A 21,739-nucleotide genomic window follows, 5' to 3' on the forward strand; every position below is an offset into this window, starting at 1 on the left:
CGGCCGTCGGCCCGTCCGGGGCGTGGGCCCGGGTGGGCGGTGCGGCGGACCGGGGTCCTGGCCCCGCTCCGCCGCACCGCTGTCGTCACACCGCCCGGACCAGCGCGTGGTGCAGCGGGCACCGGGGCCCGCATGCCCGGCCGAGCCCGCGCCACCCACGGCTGCGCAGGGTCTCGTGCACGTCGACGGCCAGCCGGCACGGCGCCCGGTCGACGTCCACCCACCCGGCCCGCAAGGTCAGCCGGCCCTCCCGCGCCGCGTCCCGGTCGCGGCGTCGGTCCACCGCGAGGTGTTCGCCCTCGTGCCCGAGCCTGCCGTCGAGCTCGACGACGACCTTCCAGTCCTCGTACTCGGCGTCGCGGCGCAGCCGGGCCGCGGCGGGTCCGCCCGGCACCTGGAGCCGGGCCGACGGCAGGCCGTGGCGTCGTTCGACGTCGCGGACGTACCCGACCTCGAGCAGGCTCTCGGCGCCGGCGTCGACGATCCCCAGGGCCAGCCGCAGCGTCCGCCGGTGGGCGTGTCGGGGACGGGCGTCGAGGGCGCGGCCGAGCTCGGTCGCGGTGACCTTGCGCCGCTGGACCCACCGGGCGGCCGTCGCCACGGCCCCACGCCAGTCGGTCCCCGGGACGTCGGCGAGGTCCAGCGCCGTCCTCGCCGCGGAGGTGACCGGCAGACCCCGTCGCACGACGACCTCCACGTCGCTGCGCTGCGCCACCCGCGAGCCCGGGAGCCGGGTCATCCGCCGGTCGCGGGGGACCCACAGGGTGATGACGGGCGGCGGGTCGGGCCGGACGCCGTGCAGGTGCGCGGCGGAGTCCAGCGAGAGGGCGACGCCGGGGCCGCCCCGGAGCACGAGCGCGTGGGCCCGGCCGAGCCAGTCGAGCGGTCCCGTCTGCGCCACGTAGAGCTCGCGACCGAGCCGCTGCCACCGGCCGGAGGCCACCTTCCAGCGCAGGGCCTCGACGCTCAGGCCGCCCACGAGCGCCTGCTGCGTCGTGCAGACGCCGTGCTGGGCACGGACGAGGCGGTCGAGGTCCATGGCCGGATCATGGCCGCGACGCTCGTCCGCGTGGCGCGGTTCTCCACAGGCGGGTCGGCGGTGCGGCGGACCGGGGTCCTGGCCCCGCTCCGCCGCACCGCTGTCGGTGTTGCGCGGCAGGATGGGGGGCATGAGCGACTCGACGGGGACCCCGGGCGGGACGAGCGAGCAGCCGGCGCGGTTCTTCGCCGACCCCGCCGAGCTCGGCCGGTGGTTCGCCGCCCACCACGACACCGCCGACGAGCTGTGGATGGGCCTGTACCGCAAGGACTCCGGGCGGGGCGGGATCACCTGGGCCCAGGCCGTCCGCGAGGCCCTGTGCTGGGGGTGGATCGACTCGCGCGCCGAGCGCATCGACGAGGAGTCCCGTCGGCAGCGCTGGACGCCGCGCCGCAAGGGCAGTACCTGGAGCGCCGTCAACGTCCGGGCCGTCGAGGAGCTCACCGCCGAGGGCCGGATGCAGCCGAGCGGCCTGGCCGCCTTCGCCGAGCGGCGCGAGGACCGCACGGGCATCTACTCCTTCGAGCAGGGCGAGGCCGCCCTGACCGCCGACCAGGAGGCCGTGCTGCGCGGCGACCCCGCGGCCGCCGCCTTCTGGGACGCGGCGACCCCCGGCTACCGCAAGATCGTCGCGCACTGGGTCCAGGGCGCCAAGCAGGAGACCACCCGCGTCCGGAGGCTCGCGACCCTCGTCGAGGACTGCGCCGCCGGCCGGCTCGTGAAGTTCCAGCGCTACGGCGACCCGCCGTCCTGGCTCACCCGCGCCGCCGCCGCCGCGGAGGCAGCGCGGGACCACTGAGCGGGCCGGGTCGCACGCGGCGACGACGGACCGGGGGTCAGGCGGAGGGGCGGGTGCCGATGACGTGGGTGACGCCGGAGTCGCCGGCCACCATCCGGACGTCCAGGCGCTCCTCCAGCCCCTCGAGCCCGTCCCAGAGCCGTTCGCCGCGGCCGAGCACGACCGGCACGACGACGACGTGGAGGTGGTCGACGAGGTCGGCATCGAGGAAGGTCCGCAGGGTGCGGACCCCGCCGCCCAGGCGGACGTCGAGGTCGCCGGCGAGCCGCCGGGCCTCGGCCAGCGCCTCGGCGGGGTCGGCGTCGCGGAAGTGGAAGGTCGTCCCGCCCTCCATCGCCAGGTCCTCCCGCGGGTGGCGGGTGAGGACGACGACGGGGGTGTGGAACGGCGGGTTCGGGCCCCAGTAGCCCTCCCAGTCCGGCGGGATCGGGCCGCTCGCGGTGTGGAACTTGCCCCGGCCCATGATCTCGCAGCCGATGCCCTCCCAGCTCTCCTCGGCGAGGTCGTTGTCGACCCCGGTGCTGCCGCCCTCGCGGCCGAACATCCGGTGCCCCATGGCGGTGTCGAACATCCACTCGTGCAGCCGCGTGCCCGCGTGGCCGAACGGCTGCTCGACGCTCATCCCCCGCCCGCGCCGTACCCGTCCAGCGACACCGAGAAGCTGTGCACCCGTACCCGTGACATGTCGCTCCCTCCCGTTCCGGTCGATCCGGATCCGTCGGCGCCGACCCTAGCGGCGGGCGAGGACGGCCGCCCCGGACACCGGCCCGTAGGCTCGCCCGGGTGACGTACGAGGCCCGCGACCGGGAGCGGTGGGTCGCCGAGGACCCCGCCCAGAAGCGGTCCGACCGCGACGACTTCGCCCGCGACCGCGCGCGCCTGCTCCACTCCGCCGCGCTGCGCCGGCTGTCCGCGAAGACCCAGGTCGTCGCCCCCGGCAGCGACGACTTCGTCCGCACCCGGCTCACCCACTCCCTCGAGGTCGCCCAGATCGGCCGCGAGCTCGGCGGCGCGCTCGGCTGCAGCGCCGACGTCGTCGACACCGCCTGCCTGGCCCACGACCTCGGCCACCCGCCGTTCGGGCACAACGGCGAGTCCGCGCTGGACGCCGTCGCCGCCGCGGCGGGCGGCTTCGAGGGCAACGCCCAGACGCTGCGCATCCTCACCCGGCTTGAGGCCAAGCGCACCCACGCCGACGGCCGTCCCGCGGGGCTCAACCTCACCCGCGCCAGCCTCGACGCCGCGACGAAGTACCCCTGGCGGCGCGGCCACGGACCGACGCCGACGACGAAGTTCGGCGTCTACGACGCCGACCTCGACGTCTTCTCCTGGATCCGCGACGGTGCCCCCGAGGGCCGCCGCGCCTTCGAGGCCGAGGTCATGGACTGGGCCGACGACGTCGCCTACTCCGTCCACGACGTCGAGGACGCGGTCGCGTCCGGCTGGCTGGACCCCCGCAGCCTGCGCGACCCCGCCGACGTCGACGCCGTCCTCGCCGTCGCCACCCGCCTCTACGCCCCGGACCCCGGGGTCGACGGACTCCGGCCGGACGACCTGGGGGCGGCCCTGGAGCGCGTCCTCGCCTCGGGCGCCGTCCCGACCGCGCACGACGGCAGCCGGCGGGCCCTGGCCGCGCTCAAGGACATGACCTCGCGCCTCATCGGCCGGCTCGCCGTCGCCGTCGAGACGGCCACCCGCGCCGCCAATGGTCCCGGCCCGCTGGTCCGGCACGAGGCGTCGCTCGTCGTCCCGGCGCAGGCGCGGGCCGAGACCGTCGTCCTCAAGGGCGTCGCCGCGCACTTCGTCATGCACGCCGCCGAGCGGGTCGCCCTCTACGAGACCCAGCGCGAGGTCGTCGCCGAGCTCGTCGACGCCTACCTCCGGGACCCGGCACGCCTGGACCCGGACCTGCGGGCCGACCACGACGGGGCGGGCGACGACGCCGAGGCGCTGCGGGTCGTCGTCGACCAGGTCGCCTCGCTCACCGACGTCCGTGCCCTCGAGCTGCACCGCCGCTGGACCCGGCCGCCGACACGCTGAGGAACCCGTCGGCCCGGGGGTAGTGACAACGGGTCGCCGTTCTGCCATCTTGTCCCTCGTCGGTCCACGTCGGAGTGGATCTGCACGGGGATGGGGGTGGGTGGGGATGTCGACGGACCCCGCACGGATTATGCAGGTCTCCCGCCGGACGGTGCTGTCCGGCGGCCTCGCCGCGGGGGCCGCGCTCGCGGCACCGGCGGCCTACGGCGCGGGCGGCGACCCGCACGCGGCGCTGCCGCCGTCGGCGTTCTCCAGCGCCCTGGCGCAGGAGTGGGTGCAGGCCCTCTACGACCTCACCTGGCACGACGACGTCGCCACCCCGCTCGGGATGACCCCGCCGAACGCCGCCCGCTGCTACGCCTACGTCGTCCTCGGCATGTACGAGGCCGTCGTCGCCGGCGAGCCGGGGCTGCGCAGCACCGGCGGCCAGCTCGACGGCGTCGGCGCTTTCCCGGTCCCGCGCGGCCGCGTCGACTGGCCGATGGCCATGGCCCAGAGCGCGCACGACGTCATCCGGCACGTGCACCGTGGGATGTCCCCGGCGCGGCTCGACGAGATCACGGCCCGGCGTGACCGCACCGTCGCCGACCGGCGTGCCGCCGGCGTGCCCGACCCCGTTCTCCGCCGCTCCCTCGCGCACGGCAGCGCGGTCGCCGCGGTCGTGGCCCGGCGGGCCGACGCCGACGGCTTCGACGGCATCGTCGGCCTGCCCTACACCCCTCCGGTCGGCCCCGGCCTCTGGGAGTCCACGCCCCCCAACTACCGCCCGGCCATCGAGCCCTACTGGGCCCGGGTCCGGCCCCTCGCGATGCTCGCCGCCGACGAGGTCTCGCCCGTCCCGCACGTGCCGTTCTCGGACGACCTCGGCTCCGCCTTCGCCGCCCAGGCCCTCGCCACGTACCGCCAGAGCGCGGCCAACGGCGACGAGGAGCGGGCCATCGCCCGGTTCTGGACCGACAACCCGCTGCTGTCGGGGCTGCCCTCGGGGCACTGGCTGCTGCTCGTGGGCCAGGCCGCCGCGCAGCACGGCCTCGACCTCGCCCGGACCCTCGAGGCGCTGGCCCGCACCGGGGTCGCCCTCCACGACGCGTTCCTCTCCTGCTGGGCGCACAAGTACACGGTCAACCTCGTCCGGCCGATCAGCTACGTGCGCCGGTACGTGGACCCGACCTGGACCACCTTCGTCAACACCCCGCAGTTCCCGGAGTACCCCTCGGGCCACTCCGTGTCGTCGATGGCGGCGGCCACGGTCCTCACCGACCTGCTCGGGCCGCTACCGGTGCGCGATGACAGCCACCGGGACCGCGGGCTGCCCGCCCGGTCCTTCGCGTCGTTCGACGACGCCGCCGCCGAGGCCGCGCAGTCGCGCATCTACGGGGGCATCCACTACCCGATGGGCGTCGAGGGCGGGCTCGCCCACGGAACCGCCGTCGGGCGTCTCGTCGTCGGACGACTGCGCACCCGGCGCTGACCGGGTCACCACATCTCCGCGCGGGTCGGCCGCGCGGCTGGTTGGCCTCGGGTCTCCCGGGCCGAGCACACGGAGGGCCTCTCATGTCACTCATCACCCGCCTCGCGGCCTGCGCCGCGGCCGTCCCCCTTCTCGTCGCGACCGCGGGGACCGCCACCGCCGGGACGTCGTGGACGTACAAGAGCAGCGGCGTCACCGCCTCGACCTCGTGGCTGGAGGTCGGCCCGATCCCCGGCGTCGCGGGGAACGCCCACGTGGGCTACCTCAGCGCCCAGGGGGACCGGGTCGTCGACGTCTTCGGCGAGGTCTACGACTGGACCTGCCCCGACGGCGTGCTGCCCCCCGACGGCGGCGGCCACGGCGAGGAGCCCGAGACCGAGTGCGCCCTGGAGAACGTCCGCTTCGTCTACGCCCAGCCGGGCGCGGTCACCCTGACGGTCGACAAGAAGCTGGCCAAGGCGCGGCTCACCGGGGTGCTGGACGTCTCCGACCACGACGGCGGCAGCGCCGGACGTCCGCCGGTGGACATCACGTGGACCGGCATCGGCTCGAGCTCGACCGAGCGGTCCTACTCGACCTTCACCGAGAACGGCACGCGCTACCGCAGCCGGTACACGGCGACGACCCGCGAGGGCGACGTCGAGGGCCGCATCGGGGCGATGGTCTTCGACGACGAGGCCGGCGAGACCTCGTACGGCGCCTTCGGGACCTACCGCACCGACGAGCGGGCGATGACCCGCTGACCCCCGCCCGGTGGGGTCGGCCGGCCGGCCCCACCGGGACCGCCCGTGGCCACGGGCGTCGGCGCGACGACCTAGACTCACGCCGACAGGAGAGGGAGGTCGCGTGCCGGGTCGGATCAGGGCCGAGGACGTCCAGACGGTCAAGGAGCGCTCGTCCATCGAGGACGTCGTCCGTGACCACGTGACGCTCCGCCCGGCCGGGGTCGGCTCGCTCAAGGGCCTCTGTCCCTTCCACGACGAGAAGACCCCGAGCTTCACCGTCCGCCCCGCCGTCGGCAGCTACCACTGCTTCGGCTGCGGCGAGGGCGGCGACGTCCTGGACTTCGTGCAGAAGGTCGAGCACCTCTCCTTCACCGAGTCCGTCGAGCGGCTCGCCGCCAAGGTCGGCATGGAGCTGCGCTACGACGAGGGTGGGGGCCCGCGCTCCGGTGGGGTGTCGCTCGGCAAGCGCAGCCGCCTCGTCGAGGCGCACCGGGTCGCCGAGGAGTTCTACACGGCGGCGCTGCTCGACCGCGCTCGCGGCGACGCCCGCGTCGGCCGGGACTTCCTGCGCGAGCGCGGGTTCGACTCCGCGGCGGTCGAGGTCTTCGGGGTCGGCTACGCGCCCGCGGACGGCGACGCGCTCACCCGTCACCTGCTCGAGCGCGGCTTCACCGAGGACGAGATGACCACCGGCGGGCTCACCGGCCGCGGCAGCCGCGGTCTGTACGACCGCTTCCGCGGGCGTCTGGTCTGGCCGATCCGCGACACCACCGGCGACACCGTCGGCTTCGGCGCCCGGCGCCTGTTCGACGCGGACCGGATCGCGGCGAAGTACCTCAACACATCCGAGACGCCGATCTACAAGAAGGCGCAGGTCCTCTACGGCCTCGACCTCGCGAAGAAGGCCATCGCCGGCGACCGGCGGGCGGTGGTCGTCGAGGGGTACACCGACGTCATGGCCGCGCACCTGGCCGGGGTCGAGGGGGCCGTCGCCACGTGCGGCACGGCCTTCGGCGTCGACCACATCAAGATCCTCCGGCGCATCATGCGCGACGAGGCCGACCACGCGCCCGCCCGGGTCGTCTTCACCTTCGACGGGGACGCCGCCGGCCAGAAGGCCGCCATGAAGGCGTTCGGCGAGGACCAGCGCTGGGCCGCGCAGTCCTTCGTCGCCGTCGCCCCCGACGGCATGGACCCCTGCGAGCTGCGGCTGGCCAGGGGCGACGCCGCCGTCAAGGCGCTCGTCGACGACGCCGCCCCGATGTTCGAGTTCGCGGTCCGCACGACGATCCGCCGCTTCGACCTCGACACCGCCGAGGGCCGGGTGCAGGCGATGAAGGCGGTGGCCCCGATCATAGGCTCCATCCGCGACACGAGCCTGCGTCCCGAGTACACCCGCACCGTCGCGGGGTGGCTCGGCATGGAGGTCGAGCAGGTCGCCGAGGCCGTCCGCCGGGCGGGCCGGCTGCCGACGCCGGAGGAGGTCGACGCCCGCCGCGCACCGGCCGGGACCGACGAGGTCCCCGAACCGGGACCGGGGGAGGGCGGCCCCGCCCTGCCCCCGCCCGACCTTCGCGACCCCGTCGTCGCCGTCGAGCGGCAGCTGCTGCAGGCACTGGTCCAGCTGCCCGGGCAGTTCCCCGACTCCACCATCGAGTCCCTCGAGCCCGAGGCCCTCACCGCGCCGGCGCACCGGGCCGTGCTCGACGGCATCCGGATCGCCGCGGCGAACGGCCACCGCAGCAGGTCGACGGCGGCCTGGGTGGCGGCGGTCGGCGAGGCCGCGCCGGCGCCGGCCCGCCCGCTCGTCGCCGAGCTGTCCGTCCAGGACCTGCCGGTGCGCTTCGACGCCGCGACGGGGCTGCCGCCGCGCCGCTACCTCGACAGCCTCGTCGTCGGCGTCCGCGACGCGCTGCTCGGCCGGCGCATCGCCGACGCCATGGCCTCGCTGCGCCGGGTCGAGAACGACCCGGTCTCGGACCGCGACTCGGTGCACGAGCACCGGACGACGCTCCAGGCCCTCGAGCTGGAACGGGTGCGGCTGCGGGCGGGGACGGGCTCGTGAGGCTCCGCTGGACCGGGATGCGCCGCCCGCCGGTGCCCGCCGACGTCGTCGCCGCCATCGCGCCCACCGAGGGTGACCGGCTGCTCGCCTGGGCGGCGAACGACCGCGGCACGACCGTCGTCGCCGGCCGGCACCACGTCCACGTCGTCGCCCCCGGGAGCGACGCGGCCCTCCAGGTGCGGCTGTCCCGGCCGTGGCACCTCGTCGACGCCGGCACCTGGAGCGCCGAGGGCCGGCTCACCGTCACCTGGGTCGACGGGCACCCGCCGCTGCGGGTCGACCTCGCCGAGCCGGGCATGCTCCCGGAGACCGTCCGCGAGCGGGTGCAGGCCTCGGTCGTGCTGGCCGAGACCGTCGACCTCGGCCCTCGCCGCACCGCCAAGGTCGTCGTCCGCCGCGACCTCGCCACCGGCGCGCTGCTGTCCCAGGCGGTGCTCGGGGCGGGCGTGCGCTCCTCCGATCCGGGGGTCGCCGAGCAGGTCCGCGCAGGCCTGGCGCGGGTCCGCGAACAGGTCGGCCTGGACTGAGCGGATCGGGCCGCACCCGATTTCACCCCACCCCGCCGGGGTTGCTATCGTTTCTTCTCGCTGCCGCGGCGATCCCGTGGTGGCCCTTCCCCTGTAGCTCAACTGGCAGAGCATTCGGCTGTTAACCGGAGGGTTGTTGGTTCGAGTCCAACCGGGGGAGCACTTCGAAAGGCCCCTGACCTGCGGAAACGCGAGTCGGGGGCCTCTCACTTCGGGACTTGCATCGCCGATGCGTCGTTCGCGCACCGTCAGCGTGGCTGGATCAACGTCTGGTCCGGCGCGGTCCTGGCGCTCGTCACCGCTGGCTCGACACGGTCCGCATGAGCCCGAGCCTGCTCTCGCGTCAACGTCGCGACGTGGCACGACCCGTTCATCGAGCGTTCACGGCTCGGGGCGTGAACAGGTCCACTCCACGCGAGTTCAATGACGGAGGTGTCGCTCCCGGGTCATGGGGGCCGCCGCTGCGTGACGCGCCGGGCGCCGCAGCCTCCGAACGACCGGACCGAGGAGGTCCCGTGTCCCACGGCCACTCCCACCCCCACTCGCACGGCGACGCGCGCCCACACGCGCACGGCGAGCACGACCACGAGCACGCCCCGGCCGAGCCGCTGAGCGACGAGCAGCGCGCCGTCCTCGACCTCGGGGTCGCCGACTCCGACCTGCCGCCCGCCGGCCTGGCCCGCCGCAACATCCTGCGGACCGCCGGGATCCTCGGCGCGAGCGCGGCTGGTGCCTCCGTCTTCGGGGTCGGCCAGGCGGCGGCCGCGGACGGCGCCGAACGCTCCCGGCGGGCCCCGCGGAACGGCTACCTCTGGCTGGCCGGTGACCACCACATCCACACCCAGTACAGCTCCGACGCGATGTACCGCGTCGTCGACCAGGTGCAGCACGCGCACGCCTACGGCCTGGACTGGATGGTCATCACCGACCACGGCAGCGTCGCGCACGCCAAGCTCGGCGTCGAGAAGGTCAACCCGGACATCCGCGCCGCCCGCGAGGCGTTCGACAACGAGATGCTCGTGTTCCAGGGGCTGGAGTGGAACATCCCGGCCGCGGAGCACGGCACCGTGTTCGTCCACCCCGGGGCCAACGAGGTCGCGGTGCTCAGGGAGTTCGAGAACTCCTTCGACGGGTCGGTGAACGGCACGGGGTCGTCGTCGCCCGCCAACGAGCAGCAGGCCCTGCTCGGCCTGGACTTCCTCGCGACGAGCATCACGTCCGGCCGCATCGCGGACGCCGCCTTCTTCGCGAACCACCCCGCCCGCAAGGGCATCGACAGCCCGCACGAGATCCGGGGCTGGCGCGACCGGCAGCCGCGGATCGCGCTCGGCATGGAGGGCGCGCCCGGCCACCAGGCCGCGGGCATCCCGAAGCCGTACGGCCCGGGCTCGGGGCGCGGCTACTACGACAACTCCCCGTCCGCGGCGTCGTTCCCGGGCTATCCGCTGGCCAGCTACATCACCTACGGCGGGTTCGACTGGATGACCTCGACCGTCGGTGGCCTGTGGGACAGCCTGCTGTCCGAGGGCAAGACCTGGTGGATCACCGCCAACTCCGACTCCCACACGATCTACCTCGACGACGCCGTCCGACCCCCGGGCGCCGACACCTCGGCCTACTTCGCCGAGAACGGCCGGTACGGGGACCCGGTGCACGGGTCGGCGGGCGGGAACGTGAACAACGGCGACTTCTGGCCGGGCTTCTACAGCCGCACGCACGTCGGCGCCCGGAAAGCGACCTACGCCGCGGTGCTGGAGGGTCTGCGCGCAGGACGGATGTGGGTGGACCACGGGCGGCTGCTCGCCGGCCTCGAGGTCCGGGTCCGCGAGCGGGGGACGCGCGACCCCGGGCACCCGCTGGGGTCGGTGGTTCCCGTGGGCAAGGGCAAACGCCTCGAGCTCGTCGTCGCCATCACCAAGCAGACGCTGCCGAACTGGGCGCAGGTCGTGCCGCACCTGGCGAAGGTCGATGTCATCCGGGGAGCCGTCACCGGTCCGGCGTCGGACCGCGACACCTTCAGCGCACCGGGCACGCGGGTGGTCAAGTCCTGGGACGTCTCGTCCTCGCCGACCGCGGTGACGCTCACCCATGACCTGGGCGCGGTCGACGACGGCTTCTACGTCCGGCTGCGCGGCAGCGACGGCCGGCGGCTCGCCCCGGGTCTGGGCGGCGCGTCCGTCGACCCCGCCGGACCCGCAGCCGACGTCATCGGCGACGCCGACCCGTGGAACGACCTGTGGTTCTACACCAACCCGATCTGGGTGCTGCCAAGGTGACTCGCGGGTGAGGACGACAACGCTGCGCGGCGGCTGGGCCGACACCCGGGCGGCCGAACACGCCCTGGCCCGGTCCGAGGCCGGACACGACGACGGGGTCTCACTGCTGGGGGACCCCGCCGTCGGGGCGTACACCGTCTTCGTCCCTGGTGACGACGACTCCCCGCCGCAGGTCGCCGTCGTCGTGGCGGCCTCGCCCAAGGACGCTCCCGCCGGCGCCCGGGCCTTCCGGTTCCCCGGTCACGAGACTCTGGTCGGCGCGATGACCGTCGGCGAGCTCCTCGAGCGCAGCAGTATCGGTCGCGTCCTCGACCTCACCGGTGCTCCGGTCGACCCCCGGACGTCCGTCGACACCCAGGACTTCGTCCGCCCGACCGTTCAGGACGGCGTCCTCACCCTCGTGGTCCGCCCCGGTGTGCACGGAGTCCTCCCGTTCGAGCAACCTCACCCGACTCCGTGTTGCGCTGACCACGACGGCTGACACGCCACCGGGACAGGCTGACGGGCACGAGAGACGCCGTGGACGGTTGCACGCCGTGTCCGGCCCCCCGGCGGGCGTCAGGGTCAGGCGCCGGGCCGGACCTCGGTCGGGGTGGGCCTGTCGGCGAAGGAGAGCCGGTCTCGAGCCGCGAGTTCGACGGTACGAGCCGAGACCGCACGGTTCGAGGTGGTGTACGTGCGGACGGCGAGCCGCACCGCTGCCTCGACGACGGCCGGGTCGAGGTCGGGGAAGCGACGCTCCAGGCGCTGACGGACGACATCGATCGTGCCCGGGTGGAAGGCGTCGGTCATCCCATGAGAATGACGCCGACCGATGCTCGTCGGCAACTCGGGGTCCACCTCTCGTTCGTCGAACGGGCGCCCGACAGACCCCTGGCAACTCGTTCTCGCCTCGTCGAGCGTGTCTCCCGAGAACGTCTTGCGGTGTCGAGGGCCATGCTCGGCCGACGGGGCTTACCGGACGGTGACAGAAGCAGCCGCCCCGTGTAAGGCGTACCTGGTGTCGTCCCAGGACGCTGCCGGTGTCATCTCGACCGACGCCGCGACCAACGGTTTCGGCGCGCTGCCGCTGAATCGCGCCTACGAGGAGTTCACCTGCAGAGGGCACCGGTTCGCCCGCTGACCTCCCGTTCACGCATCGCAGGACGCCGGCCCCGCCATCACGGCCACCGTCCTCGGGGCCGGTACCGCGCGGAGTGTCAGGCGCCGTCCTGCGCCACCCGGATCTCGGCCACGAGCGGGGCGACGGCCTCGCGGGACTCGACGACGGTCGCGGAGTCGGCCGAGATCGCCCCTCCCCAGGCCTCACCCGCCGCGGAGTCGACGAGCAGGGCGTTACCGACGAGGACGAGCCGGTGGATGTCGCTGGCCATGATGGTGTCCCCGGGACCGTAGCTCTGCGCCCAGACGAAGGTGTCCTCGCCTTCGGTGTCCCCGAACACCTCGAGGCGGCTCCCGTCCGCGGAGTCGGCGCAGCGCCGGACGGTCCGGGCGGTCCAGTCGAGCGCGGCGCGAGCCTCGGTGGTGGTCGCGAACACGGCGAGGGTGCGGTTGCGCATGTCCTCGGGGTTGGCCGCCGTGGCGTGGGCAACACGCGCGGCGAGCGAGCCCGTGAGGATCGGACGGCCGCAGACGTCGACCGCGGGACCCGGCCCGGCCTCCACCCGCACCTCGTCGCCGGCCTCGTCCCGATCGGGGTAGCCGCGGGTCAGCGCGATCCCCGTGGGGTCGAGCAGCGTCGTCGGCCCCGGGGTCGACGACGGCCGCGAGGTCGGCGTCGGCGTCCCGGTGCCGGACGGGGACCGGGTGCTCGTCGGTCCGGGGTCGGCGGGCGGATCCACTGCCGGGATCCCGAGCGCCTCGCGGACGGCGTCCAGGACCGGCCGGACCTGCTCGCGCGACGGACCGAGGTCGCCGTCGTCCACCCAGCCGCCGACCAGCTCGCCGGCCGTCGAGTCGACGAGCAGGGTCTCGCCGAGCCGGACCACCCGGTGGTTGCTGCCGGACATCACCCGGAAGTCCGCACCCTCGCCGATGCCGTAGTTCACCGACCACAGGACGGTGTCCTCGCCCTCGGCGGCCCCGAGCGCGACAAAACGGCCCGGGCCGTCGTGCACGCGGGCGCACCGCTGCACCGCCCCGACCGTCCAGGTCAGGGCCCGCGCGGCCTCCTCTCCGGTGTCGAAGACCATGAGGGTGCGGCCGCGCTGGTCCTCCGGGTTCGCCGACTCCACGTGGGCGACCCGGGACGCGAGGGAGCCGGTGAGGACGTCCTCGCCGCACAGGTCGACCGCCGGGCCCGGGCCCGCCGAGACCCGGACCGGGTCGCCGGCCTCGTCGACGTCCGGGTAGCCGTGCTCGAGCGGGATGAGCGTGGGATCGAGCAGGGGCGAGCTCGGCGAGCCGGACGTCCTGCCGACGGCGGCGTCGGCCGCGGAGGCCCCGCTGCCGATGGGCGAGCCGCCGAGGACGAGCCCGACGCCGACCGCCGCGACGACGCCGGCCGTGGCGAACCCGGCGCCGAGGGCTCGCGACCCCGGGCGGCTCCGGGATCCGCCGGACGGGTGGGGGCCGTGCGGGTCGTGGTCGGTCCATGGCTGGTCGTGGTCGTGCGACATGACGGGTCCTCCCGGTCCGAGGTGCTCTCACCTCGGGTACGCCTGGGCATCGGCCCCGGTTGCATCCGATCGCTCAGCCGCCGGCCAGGGCCTGCCGGATCGCCGCCACGACCGGGGCCACCGCCTCGCGGGACTGCACCACGTTACCGGCGTCAGCGGAGTCCGCGCCGCCCCAGGCCTCCCCCCCGACCGAGTCCACGAGCAGGGTGTTTCCGCTGAGGACCACGCGGTGGATGTCGCTGGCCATGATCGTGTCTCCCGGGCCGAAGTTCTGCGCCCAGACCAGGGTCCCGGCGCCTTCGGCGTCGCCGAAGGACTCGAGGCGGGACCCGGCCGGGCTCGCCGCACAGGCGTCGACCTGGCCGGCCGTCCACTCCAGGGCGGCGCGCGCCTCGTCAGCGGTGCGGAAGACCATGAGCGTCCGGAAGCGGAGGTCCTCCGGGTTCGCCGAGGTCGCGTGGGCGACCCGGGCGGCCAGCGACCCGGTGAGCACCGGGCTGCCGCAGAGGTCCACCGCGCGCCCGGGGCCGGACTCCACGACGACGGGGTCACCCGCCTCGTCCCGGTCCGGGTACCCGGCCGTGAGCGGAATGGCGGCCGGGTCGATGAGGCGCACCTCGTCCGGACCGGACGACGTGGTCCCGGTCGGCGTCGCCGCGGCCGACGGCGTGCCGCTGGGGTCCGGGGTGGCAGTGGCCGACTCCGTCGGGGTCGGCGTCGGGGTGGGCGTCGGGGTCGGCGTCGGGCTGTCGGTCCGGGTCGGCCCGGCGGGCAGGGGTCTCGGCGCCGGGTCCTGCCCGAGTCCTCCTGAGACGAGGAGCCCCCCGACCACGACGACGGCCGCGGTCGTCCCCGCGGCGGCCCCGAACAGCGCGTTCCGTCGCCGCCGACGACGGTCACCGAGACCGCGGACCTCGGCTGGGTCGAGGACCGGGTGGCGGGCGTCCGCCGTGTCACGCATCGACGCGAAGGCGTTCTCCAGCGGGTCGCCGGGGTGCTCAGGCATGGGTGGCTCCTTCGTCGAGCAGCGCGGCCAGGGCGGCGCGGCCTCGCGAGAGGCGGGCCTTCACCGTGCCGACCGGGGCGCGGGTCTCCGCGGCCACCTCGTCGACCGACAGGTCCGCGATGTGATGCAGGACGATGGCCCGCCGCTGCGCCTCCGGGATCCGGCGGAGGGCCTCGACGAGCGCCGTGCGCTTCTCGTCCGGGCCGTCCGTGGTCACGGGGAGCCCGACAGCGCGGTCGCCGGCGCGGGAGTCCATCCGGTGGCGCCGCCACCGCGAGACGGCCAGCCGGTGGGCCGTCGTCCGGACCCAGGCGTCCCGCCCGCGGGCGTCGTCGAGCCTCCGTCGGCGGGCCCAGGCCCGGATGAACGCCTCCTGGACGCAGTCGCGGGCCTCCTCCTCGTTCCCCGTCATCGCGTGCACCTGGCGCACGATCCGGGGGAAGGCAGCCTCGTACCAGGCGTCGAACTCGTCGGCGTCCATCCGGCGCTGCCTCCCTCTCCGGCCTCGTCCCACCCCTCTACGCACGGGACGGCCCCACGGTTGCATCAGGACACAGGACGGTCCGGGACGCCGGTCCGCGTGCCGCTCGTCGCGATGGTGACGCGGATGATGGTCGGTGTGGATGGCGGACCGGCCCGGCGTCGACGTCGAAGACCTGCCACTCATGCGGGCCAGGACGGTGCGCGGCCGGGTCCGAGCGACTGTCGGGCTCAGCGGTCGACGAGGCCGTGCTCGTGGGCGAAGACGACGACCTGGACGCGGTCACGGAGGCCGAGCTTGCGCAGCAAGGCCCCGACGTGGGTCTTGACCGTCGACTCAGAAGCGAACACGTCCGCCGCGATCTCGGCGTTGGAGCGTCCCCGCGCCACCCCCGCGAAGACCTCGAGCTCGCGGTCGGTGAGGGTCGTGAACGCCGGTGGCACGGGGCGATCGGGGACGACGAGACCGGCCATGAGGACGGCCAGGTCCGTGGGGGCGAGGACCCCGTTGCCGGCGTGGACGGTGCGGATCGCCTCGTGCAGTCGCTGCGGGGACACGTCCTTGAGGAGGAACCCGCTGGCACCGTGCTGGATCGCGGTCGCGGCCCGGTCGTCGAGGTCGAAGGTCGTGAGGACAACGACGCGCACCGGCACCGTCCGACGCTCCACCCGTTCGGGCAGGAGGATCTGGCGGGTCGCCTCGACCCCGTCCATCTCCGGCATCCTCATGTCCATCAGGACGACGTCGGGCTCCAGCCGGTCGACCGCCTCCAGCGCCTCGAGCCCGTCGGCGGCCTGCCCGACGACCTCGAGGTCCGGAGCGCCGCCGACGATGACCGCGATCCCGGCCCTGAAGAGCTCCTGGTCGTCGACGAGGAGGACGCGGATCGGCCGGTCGCTCATGAGCTCCCCACCGGGATCCACGCCGTGGCCGCGAAGCAGGGAACACCGTCCTGGACCACGCGGTCGACGCTCAAGGCCCCGCCGGCCGCGTGGAGTCGGTCGCTCATGCCGGGGATCCCGGTCCGAGCCGTGCTGGTTCCGTCGATCACCTCTGCCACGTCGGTCACGTCGTCGTCGACCGTGTTGGTCACCCGAAGGACGACGTGGCGTGGGGCGGACGGTGTCGGCCACCATCTCTCCACTCGGACGGGTCCGCGGTCGTCGCCGTGCCGGACGGCGTTCGTCAGCATCTCTTGCAGCACCCTCGAGGAGACGACAGCCTGGTCGGGTGGCAGCGGCCGCGGTGGGCCGTGGTCGCTCACCTCCACGACGTGCCCGGCGCTGCGGACCCCGGCGACGAGCTCGCCGAGCCGGTCGCTGTCACGCGGGGTGCCGTCGGCCGACGCGCCGAGCACCTGCTTGACCTCGACCAGGGAGGATCGAGCGGCGCCGGCGATCGTCGTCAGCACCTGCTGGACCTGCTCGGGGTCGTCGCGCAGGTAGCGACCCGACTCGGCCTGCGCGAGGATGACGGTGAGGGAGTGGCCGACGACGTCGTGCACGTCCCGGGCGAGACGCGCCCGGCCTTCTTGCAGAGTCGCCATCTCGGCGGCCCGTCGCCGCTCCTCGGCCGCCTCCTCGGCGGCTACCTGCGCCTCGCGCGCCGCCGCCTCGGAGCGTCGGGCCCGGGTGAGGGACCTGACGACCAGCCCGGCTAGCCAGAACGAGCTGAGCGCGAGCAGGCCGACCACTCCCGCGGACACCCGGAGGCTGAGGCCGCCGGTCGTGACGTCGGACAGGAGCGACAGCAGGAGGTCCTGGGCCAGGGCGCCGCCGAGGTCGTCGCGGGACACGAGCCTGAGGACGACCAGGGCGAGGAGCGGGATCGAGAGTCCCGCAGCCGCGACGGCGAGTGGGCGGCCCCAGCGGGCCGCGCCGTAGAGGACGAGGACGACGGCGACCTGGACCGCGAGAAACGGACCGCCCGCGGCGACCTGGCCGGCGAGGCACGACCACGAGATGGTCAGTGCGACGACCGGGTGGCGGCCCATGAGCGCGACGGCCGCCACGACGGCGAGGATCACGACGACCTCGGCCACAGTCGTGGGCCCCACGGTCACTCCGACAAGAGCGACGTCGAAGACACCGACGACGGAGACGATGACGGCCAGCGTCACGCCCGGCCACCACGGTGCCCGCGCAGCCTCGTGCACCTCCGCGGCGTGGGGGTCGACGCTCACCTACGCATTGTCCCGCATGGGTGGGCAGGTACCGCCGTCCTCGGGGGCGAGCCGCTCGAAGTGCCACGGTTCGTTGCGGTAGACCCGGCACAGTCCCCACCGCGCGCCGTGCGCCTCGAGCCAGTCGCGGGCTGCCTGCGGGCCGACGTCGACCGCGCGGCCCGTGACGTGTTCGGACTCGTCGGGAGGCAGGACCCACTTGTGCGCCTCCTCGACGCTGCCGTAGCGCACCACCGCCTCGTCGAAGAGCTGCTGCTGGTGCGCGGCGCTCCGCCACCCGGACGTCACGACGATCTCGATCCCCTCCGCGGCCGCGGCGGCCCGGGCGTGGTCGAGCGCGTGCTCGAGGGCGGGATCCAGACCCCCCTCGTCCGAGTCGTCGTACGTGACTCCGGCCTCGCGGGCGGCCCTCGCCGTCTCGGGCGCGGTCGCCTGCCGCGCGTCCACGGCGTCCTCGATCGCCGGGACGAGCCGTCCGCCGACCGCGAGGACCGGCACGGCGACGAGTGCCACGGCGAGGACGACGACGGCCCGTGCGGCGATGCGGTAGGGACCGACGCTCCGGCGGCTCCGTGGATCGTCGTGGGCCGACGGTCGACGGAGGGCGGAGGTGTCACGAGGCGGGTAGACGGTGCGGTTCATGGCGACGACGCTAGGGAGCGCGAGACCACGGATCCTCCACCTCGGGTGCCGACTGGATGGCCGCTGGTACCGATCAGCCAGTTCCGAGGACGTGGATTCCGGGGAGTGTGCCGAGGTGGCCGAGGACGACCCGTCCGTCCCGGACGTGTCGGCGCCGGTCGGAGCGCACGATGTCGAGCAGTCACCGATCGTGCGCCACGTGGGCGGCGGCTCACGCCCTGCGGTCTCCGCGCGCAGGCGTCGCTCCCGCAGCGGCACCGAAGTGGTCGGACCGAGATGTCCTACGGCTACCCCGGCCGCGACCGGCAGCCCGGTCATAGGGCATCCGTGGCCTCGTCCGTCCACGGAGGTCCCATCGGACGGACCGTCGGTTCGAGTCCGACCGGGGGAGCACGACGACGAGGGCCCGCATCGGGATCGGTGCGGGCCCTCGTCGTGGCGGGAACGCTCAGCCCAGCTGGCCGCCGCCGGCGCCGGCGGGATCGAGGTTCTGGACGTTCTTCCCGCCGATGCCGGAGCTCGGCATCGCGCCGGTGCCGCCCGGGGCGCCGGGCATGGCGTTGGTCGTGCTGCTCCCGCCGCGCCGACGACGCTTCATCCAGGTCTCGACGAACCCGGCGACCTTGGTCAGCGAGTAGTTGATGACGATGAAGATCAGGGCGACGACGATGTACGCGGGGATGACGTTGGCGTAGGCCGAGCCCAGCGTGCGTCCGCCCTGGGTGAGCAGCTCGGGGTAGAGGACGATCGTGCCGAGCGCGGTGTCCTTGAGGACGACGACGAGCTGGCCGATGAGGGCCGGGAGCATCGCCCGCAGCGCCTGCGGCAGCTGGATCGAGCGCAGGGTCTGCGAGGGGGTGAGGCCCACCGACAGCCCGGCCTCGGACTGCCCCTTGGGCAGCGAGTGCACCCCGGAGCGGACGAGCTCGGCGATGACCGAGCCGTTGTACAGGGTGAGCCCGAGGACGACGGCGGCCAGCGGCGCGAGGTCGCTCGGTAGCCACGTCGAGCGGGCGAAGAAGCCGAAGAAGAAGAAGACCATCATGAGCAGCACGGGGACCGAGCGGAAGAACTCGACGACGACGCTGCACACCCAGCGCACCGGCCTGCTCTCCGACAGGCGGCCCATGCCGAACGCGATCCCGAAGACGCCGGCGAGGACCATCGAGATGGCGGCCGCCTTGAGGGTGGCCCACAGCCCCGGGAGGATGTAGGACGTCCACACCGCGGGGTCGGTGAAGTACGGGGTCCACAGGTAGCTCTCGAGCTGCCCGGTCTCGGACATCTTCCCGTAGACGAGCCAGGCGATGACGAGGACGAGGACGACGCCCACCCCGGTGAGGACGTTGTGCCGCAGCCGGGCCTTCGGGCCCGGCGCGTCGAACAGGACGCTCTCGGCGCTCATCGCTTCACCGCCAGCCGCCGCGAGAGGTTGGTCGTCGCGATCCCCAGCGGCAGGGTGAGGATGACGAAGCCGAGAGCGAAGATGAAGAAGGTCCCGAGGCTCGCGCCCTCGTTCTCGGTGATCTGCGCCAGGAGGCCGGCGGACTCGGCGGTGCCGAGGATGACCGCCGCCACCGTCGTGTTCTTGATGAGGGCGATGAGGGTGGAGCCGAGCGGGGCGATGGCGCCGCGGAATGCCTGGGGCAGCAGCACCTCCCGCATCGACTGGCCGAAGGTCAGCCCGATGGACCGGGCCGCCTCGGCCTGGCCGGCGGGGATGGTGTTGACGCCGCTGCGCAGGGCCTCGCAGACGAAGGCCGCGTGGTAGACGGCGAGCATGATGACCGCCCACCAGTAGGCGTTGCGCGTGGCCTGGTCCGAGATGGACAGCCCGAGGACGAAGCTGAGGCCGAGGATGCTCGAGGCCATGAGCAGCGTGAGCGGGGTGTTGCGGATGAGGTTGACGTACAGCGACCCGATGACGCGCAGCACGCCGACGGGGGAGACCCGGAACACCGCGACGACGGTGCCGATGACCAGCGCCCCGACCGCGGACAGGACGGACAGCTGGATCGTCACCCAGAAGGCGCCGAGGATGTCGTAGTTGCGCAGGATGTCGACCATCGCGTCACCTTTCGGCCGGGGGCAGGTGCGGGGCCCGAGCCCCGGCACCGCCCGCGCCGATCGTCGGCGTGGGCGGTACTCGGGTCGTGGGCGGGTGGGTCAGGAGCAGGCGTCCGGGGTGGGCGGGTTGCCCGCCGGCGGCTTGTAGCCGGCCGCGCCGAGGTTGTCGTCGACCGCGGTCTGCCAGTCGCCGTCGTTGATCATCTTCTTGATGGCGTCGGTGACCTTGGTGCACATCTCGGTGTCGCCCTTCTTGAGGCCGATGCCGTAGCGCTCCTCGGAGAACGGCGCCCCGACGACCTTGAGCTTGCCCTTGTACTGGTCCTGGCTGGCGTAGCCGGCGAGGATCGTGTCGTCGGTGGTCAGCGCGTCGACCGCGCCGGAGACGAGACCGGCGACGCACTCGGAGTACGTCGCGAACTCCTGGAGGTTGACGCCGGGCACCTTGTCCTTGACCTTCTGGGCCGAGGTGGACCCCGTGACCGAGCACAGCTTCTTGCCGTCGAGGGTGTCCGGGCCGGTGATCGAGGAGTCGTCGGAGCGGACGAGCAGGTCCTGGCCGGCGATGAAGTACGGGCCGGCGAACGAGACCTTCTGCTTGCGCTCGTCGGTGATGGAGTACGTGGCGACGACCATGTCGACCTGACCGGTGGAGATCAGCGTCTCGCGCTGGGCGCTCGGCGCCTGGACCCACTCGATCTTGTCGGCGTCGTAGCCGAGCTGCTGCGCGACGTACGTGGCGACGTCGACGTCCATGCCGGTGTACTCGTTGCCCTTCTTCAGGCCGAGACCGGGCTGGTCGAACTTGATGCCGATCTTGATGCCGTCGCCGCCGCCGCTGTCGCCCGAGCCGCCGCTGCCGCCGGAGCCGCCGTCGTCGGATCCGCAGGCACTCGCGGTGAGCGCGAGGACCGCCGCCGCGGCGACGAGTCCGAACCGGGTGCTCTTCATCGGTGTTGTCCTCCTGGTTGGGTGTGACTCGTGGTCGTCGGTGGCCCCTGTCGGCCGCCGAGGTCAGTGGGTGAGGATCTTCCCGAGGAAGTCCTTGGCACGGTCGCTCGTGGGGTTGGTGAAGAACTCCTCCGGCGTCGCCTGCTCGACGATCTGACCGTCGGAGAGGAACACGACCCGGTTCGCCGCCTTGCGGGCGAACCCCATCTCGTGGGTGACGACGATCATCGTCATGCCCGACTTCGCGAGCTCGACCATGACGTCGAGGACCTCGTTGATCATCTCGGGGTCCAGCGCGGAGGTCGGCTCGTCGAAGAGCATGACCTTGGGGTCCATCGCGAGCGAGCGGGCGATGGCGACGCGCTGCTGCTGTCCGCCCGAGAGCTGCGCCGGGTACTTCTCGGCCTGGTGGCCGATCCCGACCCGGTCGAGCAGCTCGCGGGCACGCTTCTCGGCGTCGGCCTTCTTCGTGCCCCGCACCTTGATCGGCCCGAGGGTGACGTTCTCGAGGATCGTCTTGTGCGCGAAGAGGTTGAAGGACTGGAAGACCATGCCGACGTCGGCGCGCAGCGCGGCGAGCTCCTTGCCCTCCTCGGGCAGCTCCTTGCCGTCGATGCTGATCGAGCCGGACTCGAAGGTCTCCAGCCGGTTGATGGTCCGGCACAGCGTGGACTTCCCGGAGCCCGACGGGCCGATGAGGATGACGACCTCGCCCTTGTCGACCTCGAGGTTGATGTCCTGGAGCACGTGGAGGTCACCGAAATGCTTGTTGACGTCGCGCATCACGACGAGAGGCTCGCTCATGCGAATGCAACCTAGCCACGACGTCCGCTGTGAGGGAATCAGAGAC

General features: G+C 73.8%; 22 protein-coding genes and 1 tRNA gene. 10 read left to right on the plus strand and 13 right to left on the minus strand.

Going from position 1 to position 21,739, the window contains the following annotated elements:
* Window positions 1-85: 85 nt before the first annotated feature.
* Complete coding sequence (locus tag EPD83_RS10225; RefSeq protein ID WP_128368553.1) at window positions 86-1,039, minus strand: type IV toxin-antitoxin system AbiEi family antitoxin domain-containing protein; 954 nt, start codon at window positions 1,037-1,039, stop codon at window positions 86-88.
* Between the two features lie 130 nt (window positions 1,040-1,169).
* On the opposite strand from EPD83_RS10225, the gene EPD83_RS10230 reads away from it, so the two are divergent.
* Entirely contained in the window at window positions 1,170-1,838 is a 669-nt protein-coding gene (locus tag EPD83_RS10230) for a YdeI/OmpD-associated family protein (protein WP_165566556.1), read from the plus strand.
* A 37-nt stretch (window positions 1,839-1,875) separates the two neighbouring features.
* Here the strand turns inward: EPD83_RS10230 and EPD83_RS10235 are convergent, their stop codons facing one another.
* The gene (locus tag EPD83_RS10235; protein ID WP_322095783.1) at window positions 1,876-2,460 is read right to left on the minus strand and encodes a dihydrofolate reductase family protein; all 585 of its coding nucleotides are present in this window, start codon (window positions 2,458-2,460) and stop codon (window positions 1,876-1,878) included.
* Between the two features lie 161 nt (window positions 2,461-2,621).
* Between EPD83_RS10235 and EPD83_RS10240 the strand changes: the two genes are divergently transcribed.
* From EPD83_RS10240 to EPD83_RS10275, 8 genes are all read left to right on the plus strand, one after another.
* Window positions 2,622-3,878 (plus strand): deoxyguanosinetriphosphate triphosphohydrolase, encoded by a 1,257-nt coding sequence (locus EPD83_RS10240; protein ID WP_128368032.1) that lies wholly within the window; start codon window positions 2,622-2,624, stop codon window positions 3,876-3,878.
* 130 nt (window positions 3,879-4,008) lie between these two features.
* Complete coding sequence (locus tag EPD83_RS10245; RefSeq protein WP_165566557.1) at window positions 4,009-5,349, plus strand: vanadium-dependent haloperoxidase; 1,341 nt, start codon at window positions 4,009-4,011, stop codon at window positions 5,347-5,349.
* Between the two features lie 83 nt (window positions 5,350-5,432).
* The gene (locus EPD83_RS10250; RefSeq protein WP_128367918.1) at window positions 5,433-6,092 is read left to right on the plus strand and encodes a hypothetical protein; all 660 of its coding nucleotides are present in this window, start codon (window positions 5,433-5,435) and stop codon (window positions 6,090-6,092) included.
* 103 nt (window positions 6,093-6,195) lie between these two features.
* Window positions 6,196-8,139 carry a DNA primase gene (gene dnaG / locus EPD83_RS10255; protein ID WP_165566558.1) on the plus strand — a complete coding sequence of 648 codons (1,944 nt, stop codon included), beginning with the start codon at window positions 6,196-6,198 and terminating at the stop codon, window positions 8,137-8,139.
* Entirely contained in the window at window positions 8,136-8,666 is a 531-nt protein-coding gene (locus tag EPD83_RS10260; RefSeq protein ID WP_128368464.1) for a hypothetical protein, read from the plus strand. The genes dnaG and EPD83_RS10260 overlap by 4 nt, the downstream gene beginning before the upstream one ends.
* An 87-nt stretch (window positions 8,667-8,753) precedes the next feature.
* A tRNA-Asn gene (locus EPD83_RS10265) sits at window positions 8,754-8,826 on the plus strand.
* Window positions 8,827-9,181: 355 nt separating this feature from the next.
* Window positions 9,182-10,942, plus strand: a complete 1,761-nt coding sequence (locus tag EPD83_RS10270; protein ID WP_128367811.1) for a PHP domain-containing protein — start codon at window positions 9,182-9,184, stop codon at window positions 10,940-10,942.
* A gap of 7 nt (window positions 10,943-10,949) precedes the next feature.
* The gene (locus tag EPD83_RS10275; protein WP_128367812.1) at window positions 10,950-11,423 is read left to right on the plus strand and encodes a hypothetical protein; all 474 of its coding nucleotides are present in this window, start codon (window positions 10,950-10,952) and stop codon (window positions 11,421-11,423) included.
* Window positions 11,424-11,506: 83 nt separating this feature from the next.
* Here the strand turns inward: EPD83_RS10275 and EPD83_RS10280 are convergent, their stop codons facing one another.
* Entirely contained in the window at window positions 11,507-11,734 is a 228-nt protein-coding gene (locus EPD83_RS10280; protein ID WP_128367813.1) for a three-helix bundle dimerization domain-containing protein, read from the minus strand.
* 208 nt (window positions 11,735-11,942) lie between these two features.
* Between EPD83_RS10280 and EPD83_RS20870 the strand changes: the two genes are divergently transcribed.
* Window positions 11,943-12,065 carry a hypothetical protein gene (locus tag EPD83_RS20870; protein WP_268951201.1) on the plus strand — a complete coding sequence of 41 codons (123 nt, stop codon included), beginning with the start codon at window positions 11,943-11,945 and terminating at the stop codon, window positions 12,063-12,065.
* Window positions 12,066-12,141: 76 nt separating this feature from the next.
* Here EPD83_RS20870 and EPD83_RS10285 read toward each other — a convergent pair whose 3' ends face one another.
* From EPD83_RS10285 to EPD83_RS10330, 10 genes are all read right to left on the minus strand, one after another.
* Window positions 12,142-13,560 (minus strand): hypothetical protein, encoded by a 1,419-nt coding sequence (locus tag EPD83_RS10285; RefSeq protein WP_165566560.1) that lies wholly within the window; start codon window positions 13,558-13,560, stop codon window positions 12,142-12,144.
* A gap of 73 nt (window positions 13,561-13,633) precedes the next feature.
* Complete coding sequence (locus EPD83_RS20370) at window positions 13,634-14,566, minus strand: hypothetical protein (protein WP_128367972.1); 933 nt, start codon at window positions 14,564-14,566, stop codon at window positions 13,634-13,636.
* Entirely contained in the window at window positions 14,559-15,047 is a 489-nt protein-coding gene (locus tag EPD83_RS10295; protein ID WP_128367971.1) for an RNA polymerase sigma factor, read from the minus strand. The genes EPD83_RS20370 and EPD83_RS10295 overlap by 8 nt, the downstream gene beginning before the upstream one ends.
* Window positions 15,048-15,277: 230 nt before the next feature.
* Entirely contained in the window at window positions 15,278-15,949 is a 672-nt protein-coding gene (locus EPD83_RS10300) for a response regulator (protein WP_128367970.1), read from the minus strand.
* Complete coding sequence (locus tag EPD83_RS10305; protein WP_165566561.1) at window positions 15,946-17,229, minus strand: sensor histidine kinase; 1,284 nt, start codon at window positions 17,227-17,229, stop codon at window positions 15,946-15,948. Before EPD83_RS10305 ends, EPD83_RS10300 begins: the two co-directional genes overlap by 4 nt.
* Entirely contained in the window at window positions 17,230-17,871 is a 642-nt protein-coding gene (locus EPD83_RS10310; RefSeq protein ID WP_205859493.1) for a M15 family metallopeptidase, read from the minus strand. It lies immediately after the preceding gene.
* Window positions 17,872-18,319: 448 nt separating this feature from the next.
* Entirely contained in the window at window positions 18,320-19,276 is a 957-nt protein-coding gene (locus EPD83_RS10315; RefSeq protein WP_128366612.1) for an amino acid ABC transporter permease, read from the minus strand.
* On the minus strand, window positions 19,273-19,938 hold the full coding sequence (locus EPD83_RS10320; RefSeq protein ID WP_128366611.1) for an amino acid ABC transporter permease: 666 nt from the start codon (window positions 19,936-19,938) through the stop codon (window positions 19,273-19,275). Before EPD83_RS10320 ends, EPD83_RS10315 begins: the two co-directional genes overlap by 4 nt.
* 99 nt (window positions 19,939-20,037) lie before the next feature.
* Window positions 20,038-20,889 (minus strand): glutamate ABC transporter substrate-binding protein, encoded by an 852-nt coding sequence (locus EPD83_RS10325; RefSeq protein ID WP_128366610.1) that lies wholly within the window; start codon window positions 20,887-20,889, stop codon window positions 20,038-20,040.
* 63 nt (window positions 20,890-20,952) lie between these two features.
* On the minus strand, window positions 20,953-21,672 hold the full coding sequence (locus EPD83_RS10330; RefSeq protein WP_407676023.1) for an amino acid ABC transporter ATP-binding protein: 720 nt from the start codon (window positions 21,670-21,672) through the stop codon (window positions 20,953-20,955).
* Between the last annotated feature and the right edge of the window lie 67 nt (window positions 21,673-21,739).

Source organism: Phycicoccus flavus, assembly GCF_004025965.2.
GTDB classification, from domain to species: Bacteria; Actinomycetota; Actinomycetes; order Actinomycetales; family Dermatophilaceae; genus Phycicoccus; species Phycicoccus flavus.

Coding starts and splice junctions, on each gene's coding strand:
- EPD83_RS10230 (WP_165566556.1), top strand. CDS start 1,170: ATGAGCGACTCGACGGGGACCCCGGGCGGGACGAGCGAGCAGCCGGCG.
- EPD83_RS10280 (WP_128367813.1), bottom strand. CDS start 11,734: ATGACCGACGCCTTCCACCCGGGCACGATCGATGTCGTCCGTCAGCGC.
- EPD83_RS10235 (WP_322095783.1), bottom strand. CDS start 2,460: ATGAGCGTCGAGCAGCCGTTCGGCCACGCGGGCACGCGGCTGCACGAG.
- EPD83_RS10250 (WP_128367918.1), top strand. CDS start 5,433: ATGTCACTCATCACCCGCCTCGCGGCCTGCGCCGCGGCCGTCCCCCTT.
- EPD83_RS10295 (WP_128367971.1), bottom strand. CDS start 15,047: ATGGACGCCGACGAGTTCGACGCCTGGTACGAGGCTGCCTTCCCCCGG.
- EPD83_RS20370 (WP_128367972.1), bottom strand. CDS start 14,566: ATGCCTGAGCACCCCGGCGACCCGCTGGAGAACGCCTTCGCGTCGATG.
- EPD83_RS10245 (WP_165566557.1), top strand. CDS start 4,009: ATGCAGGTCTCCCGCCGGACGGTGCTGTCCGGCGGCCTCGCCGCGGGG.
- EPD83_RS10300 (WP_128367970.1), bottom strand. CDS start 15,949: ATGAGCGACCGGCCGATCCGCGTCCTCCTCGTCGACGACCAGGAGCTC.
- EPD83_RS10310 (WP_205859493.1), bottom strand. CDS start 17,871: ATGAACCGCACCGTCTACCCGCCTCGTGACACCTCCGCCCTCCGTCGA.
- EPD83_RS10325 (WP_128366610.1), bottom strand. CDS start 20,889: ATGAAGAGCACCCGGTTCGGACTCGTCGCCGCGGCGGCGGTCCTCGCG.
- EPD83_RS10285 (WP_165566560.1), bottom strand. CDS start 13,560: ATGTCGCACGACCACGACCAGCCATGGACCGACCACGACCCGCACGGC.
- EPD83_RS10330 (WP_407676023.1), bottom strand. CDS start 21,672: ATGCGCGACGTCAACAAGCATTTCGGTGACCTCCACGTGCTCCAGGAC.
- EPD83_RS10315 (WP_128366612.1), bottom strand. CDS start 19,276: ATGAGCGCCGAGAGCGTCCTGTTCGACGCGCCGGGCCCGAAGGCCCGG.
- EPD83_RS10320 (WP_128366611.1), bottom strand. CDS start 19,938: ATGGTCGACATCCTGCGCAACTACGACATCCTCGGCGCCTTCTGGGTG.
- EPD83_RS10225 (WP_128368553.1), bottom strand. CDS start 1,039: ATGGACCTCGACCGCCTCGTCCGTGCCCAGCACGGCGTCTGCACGACG.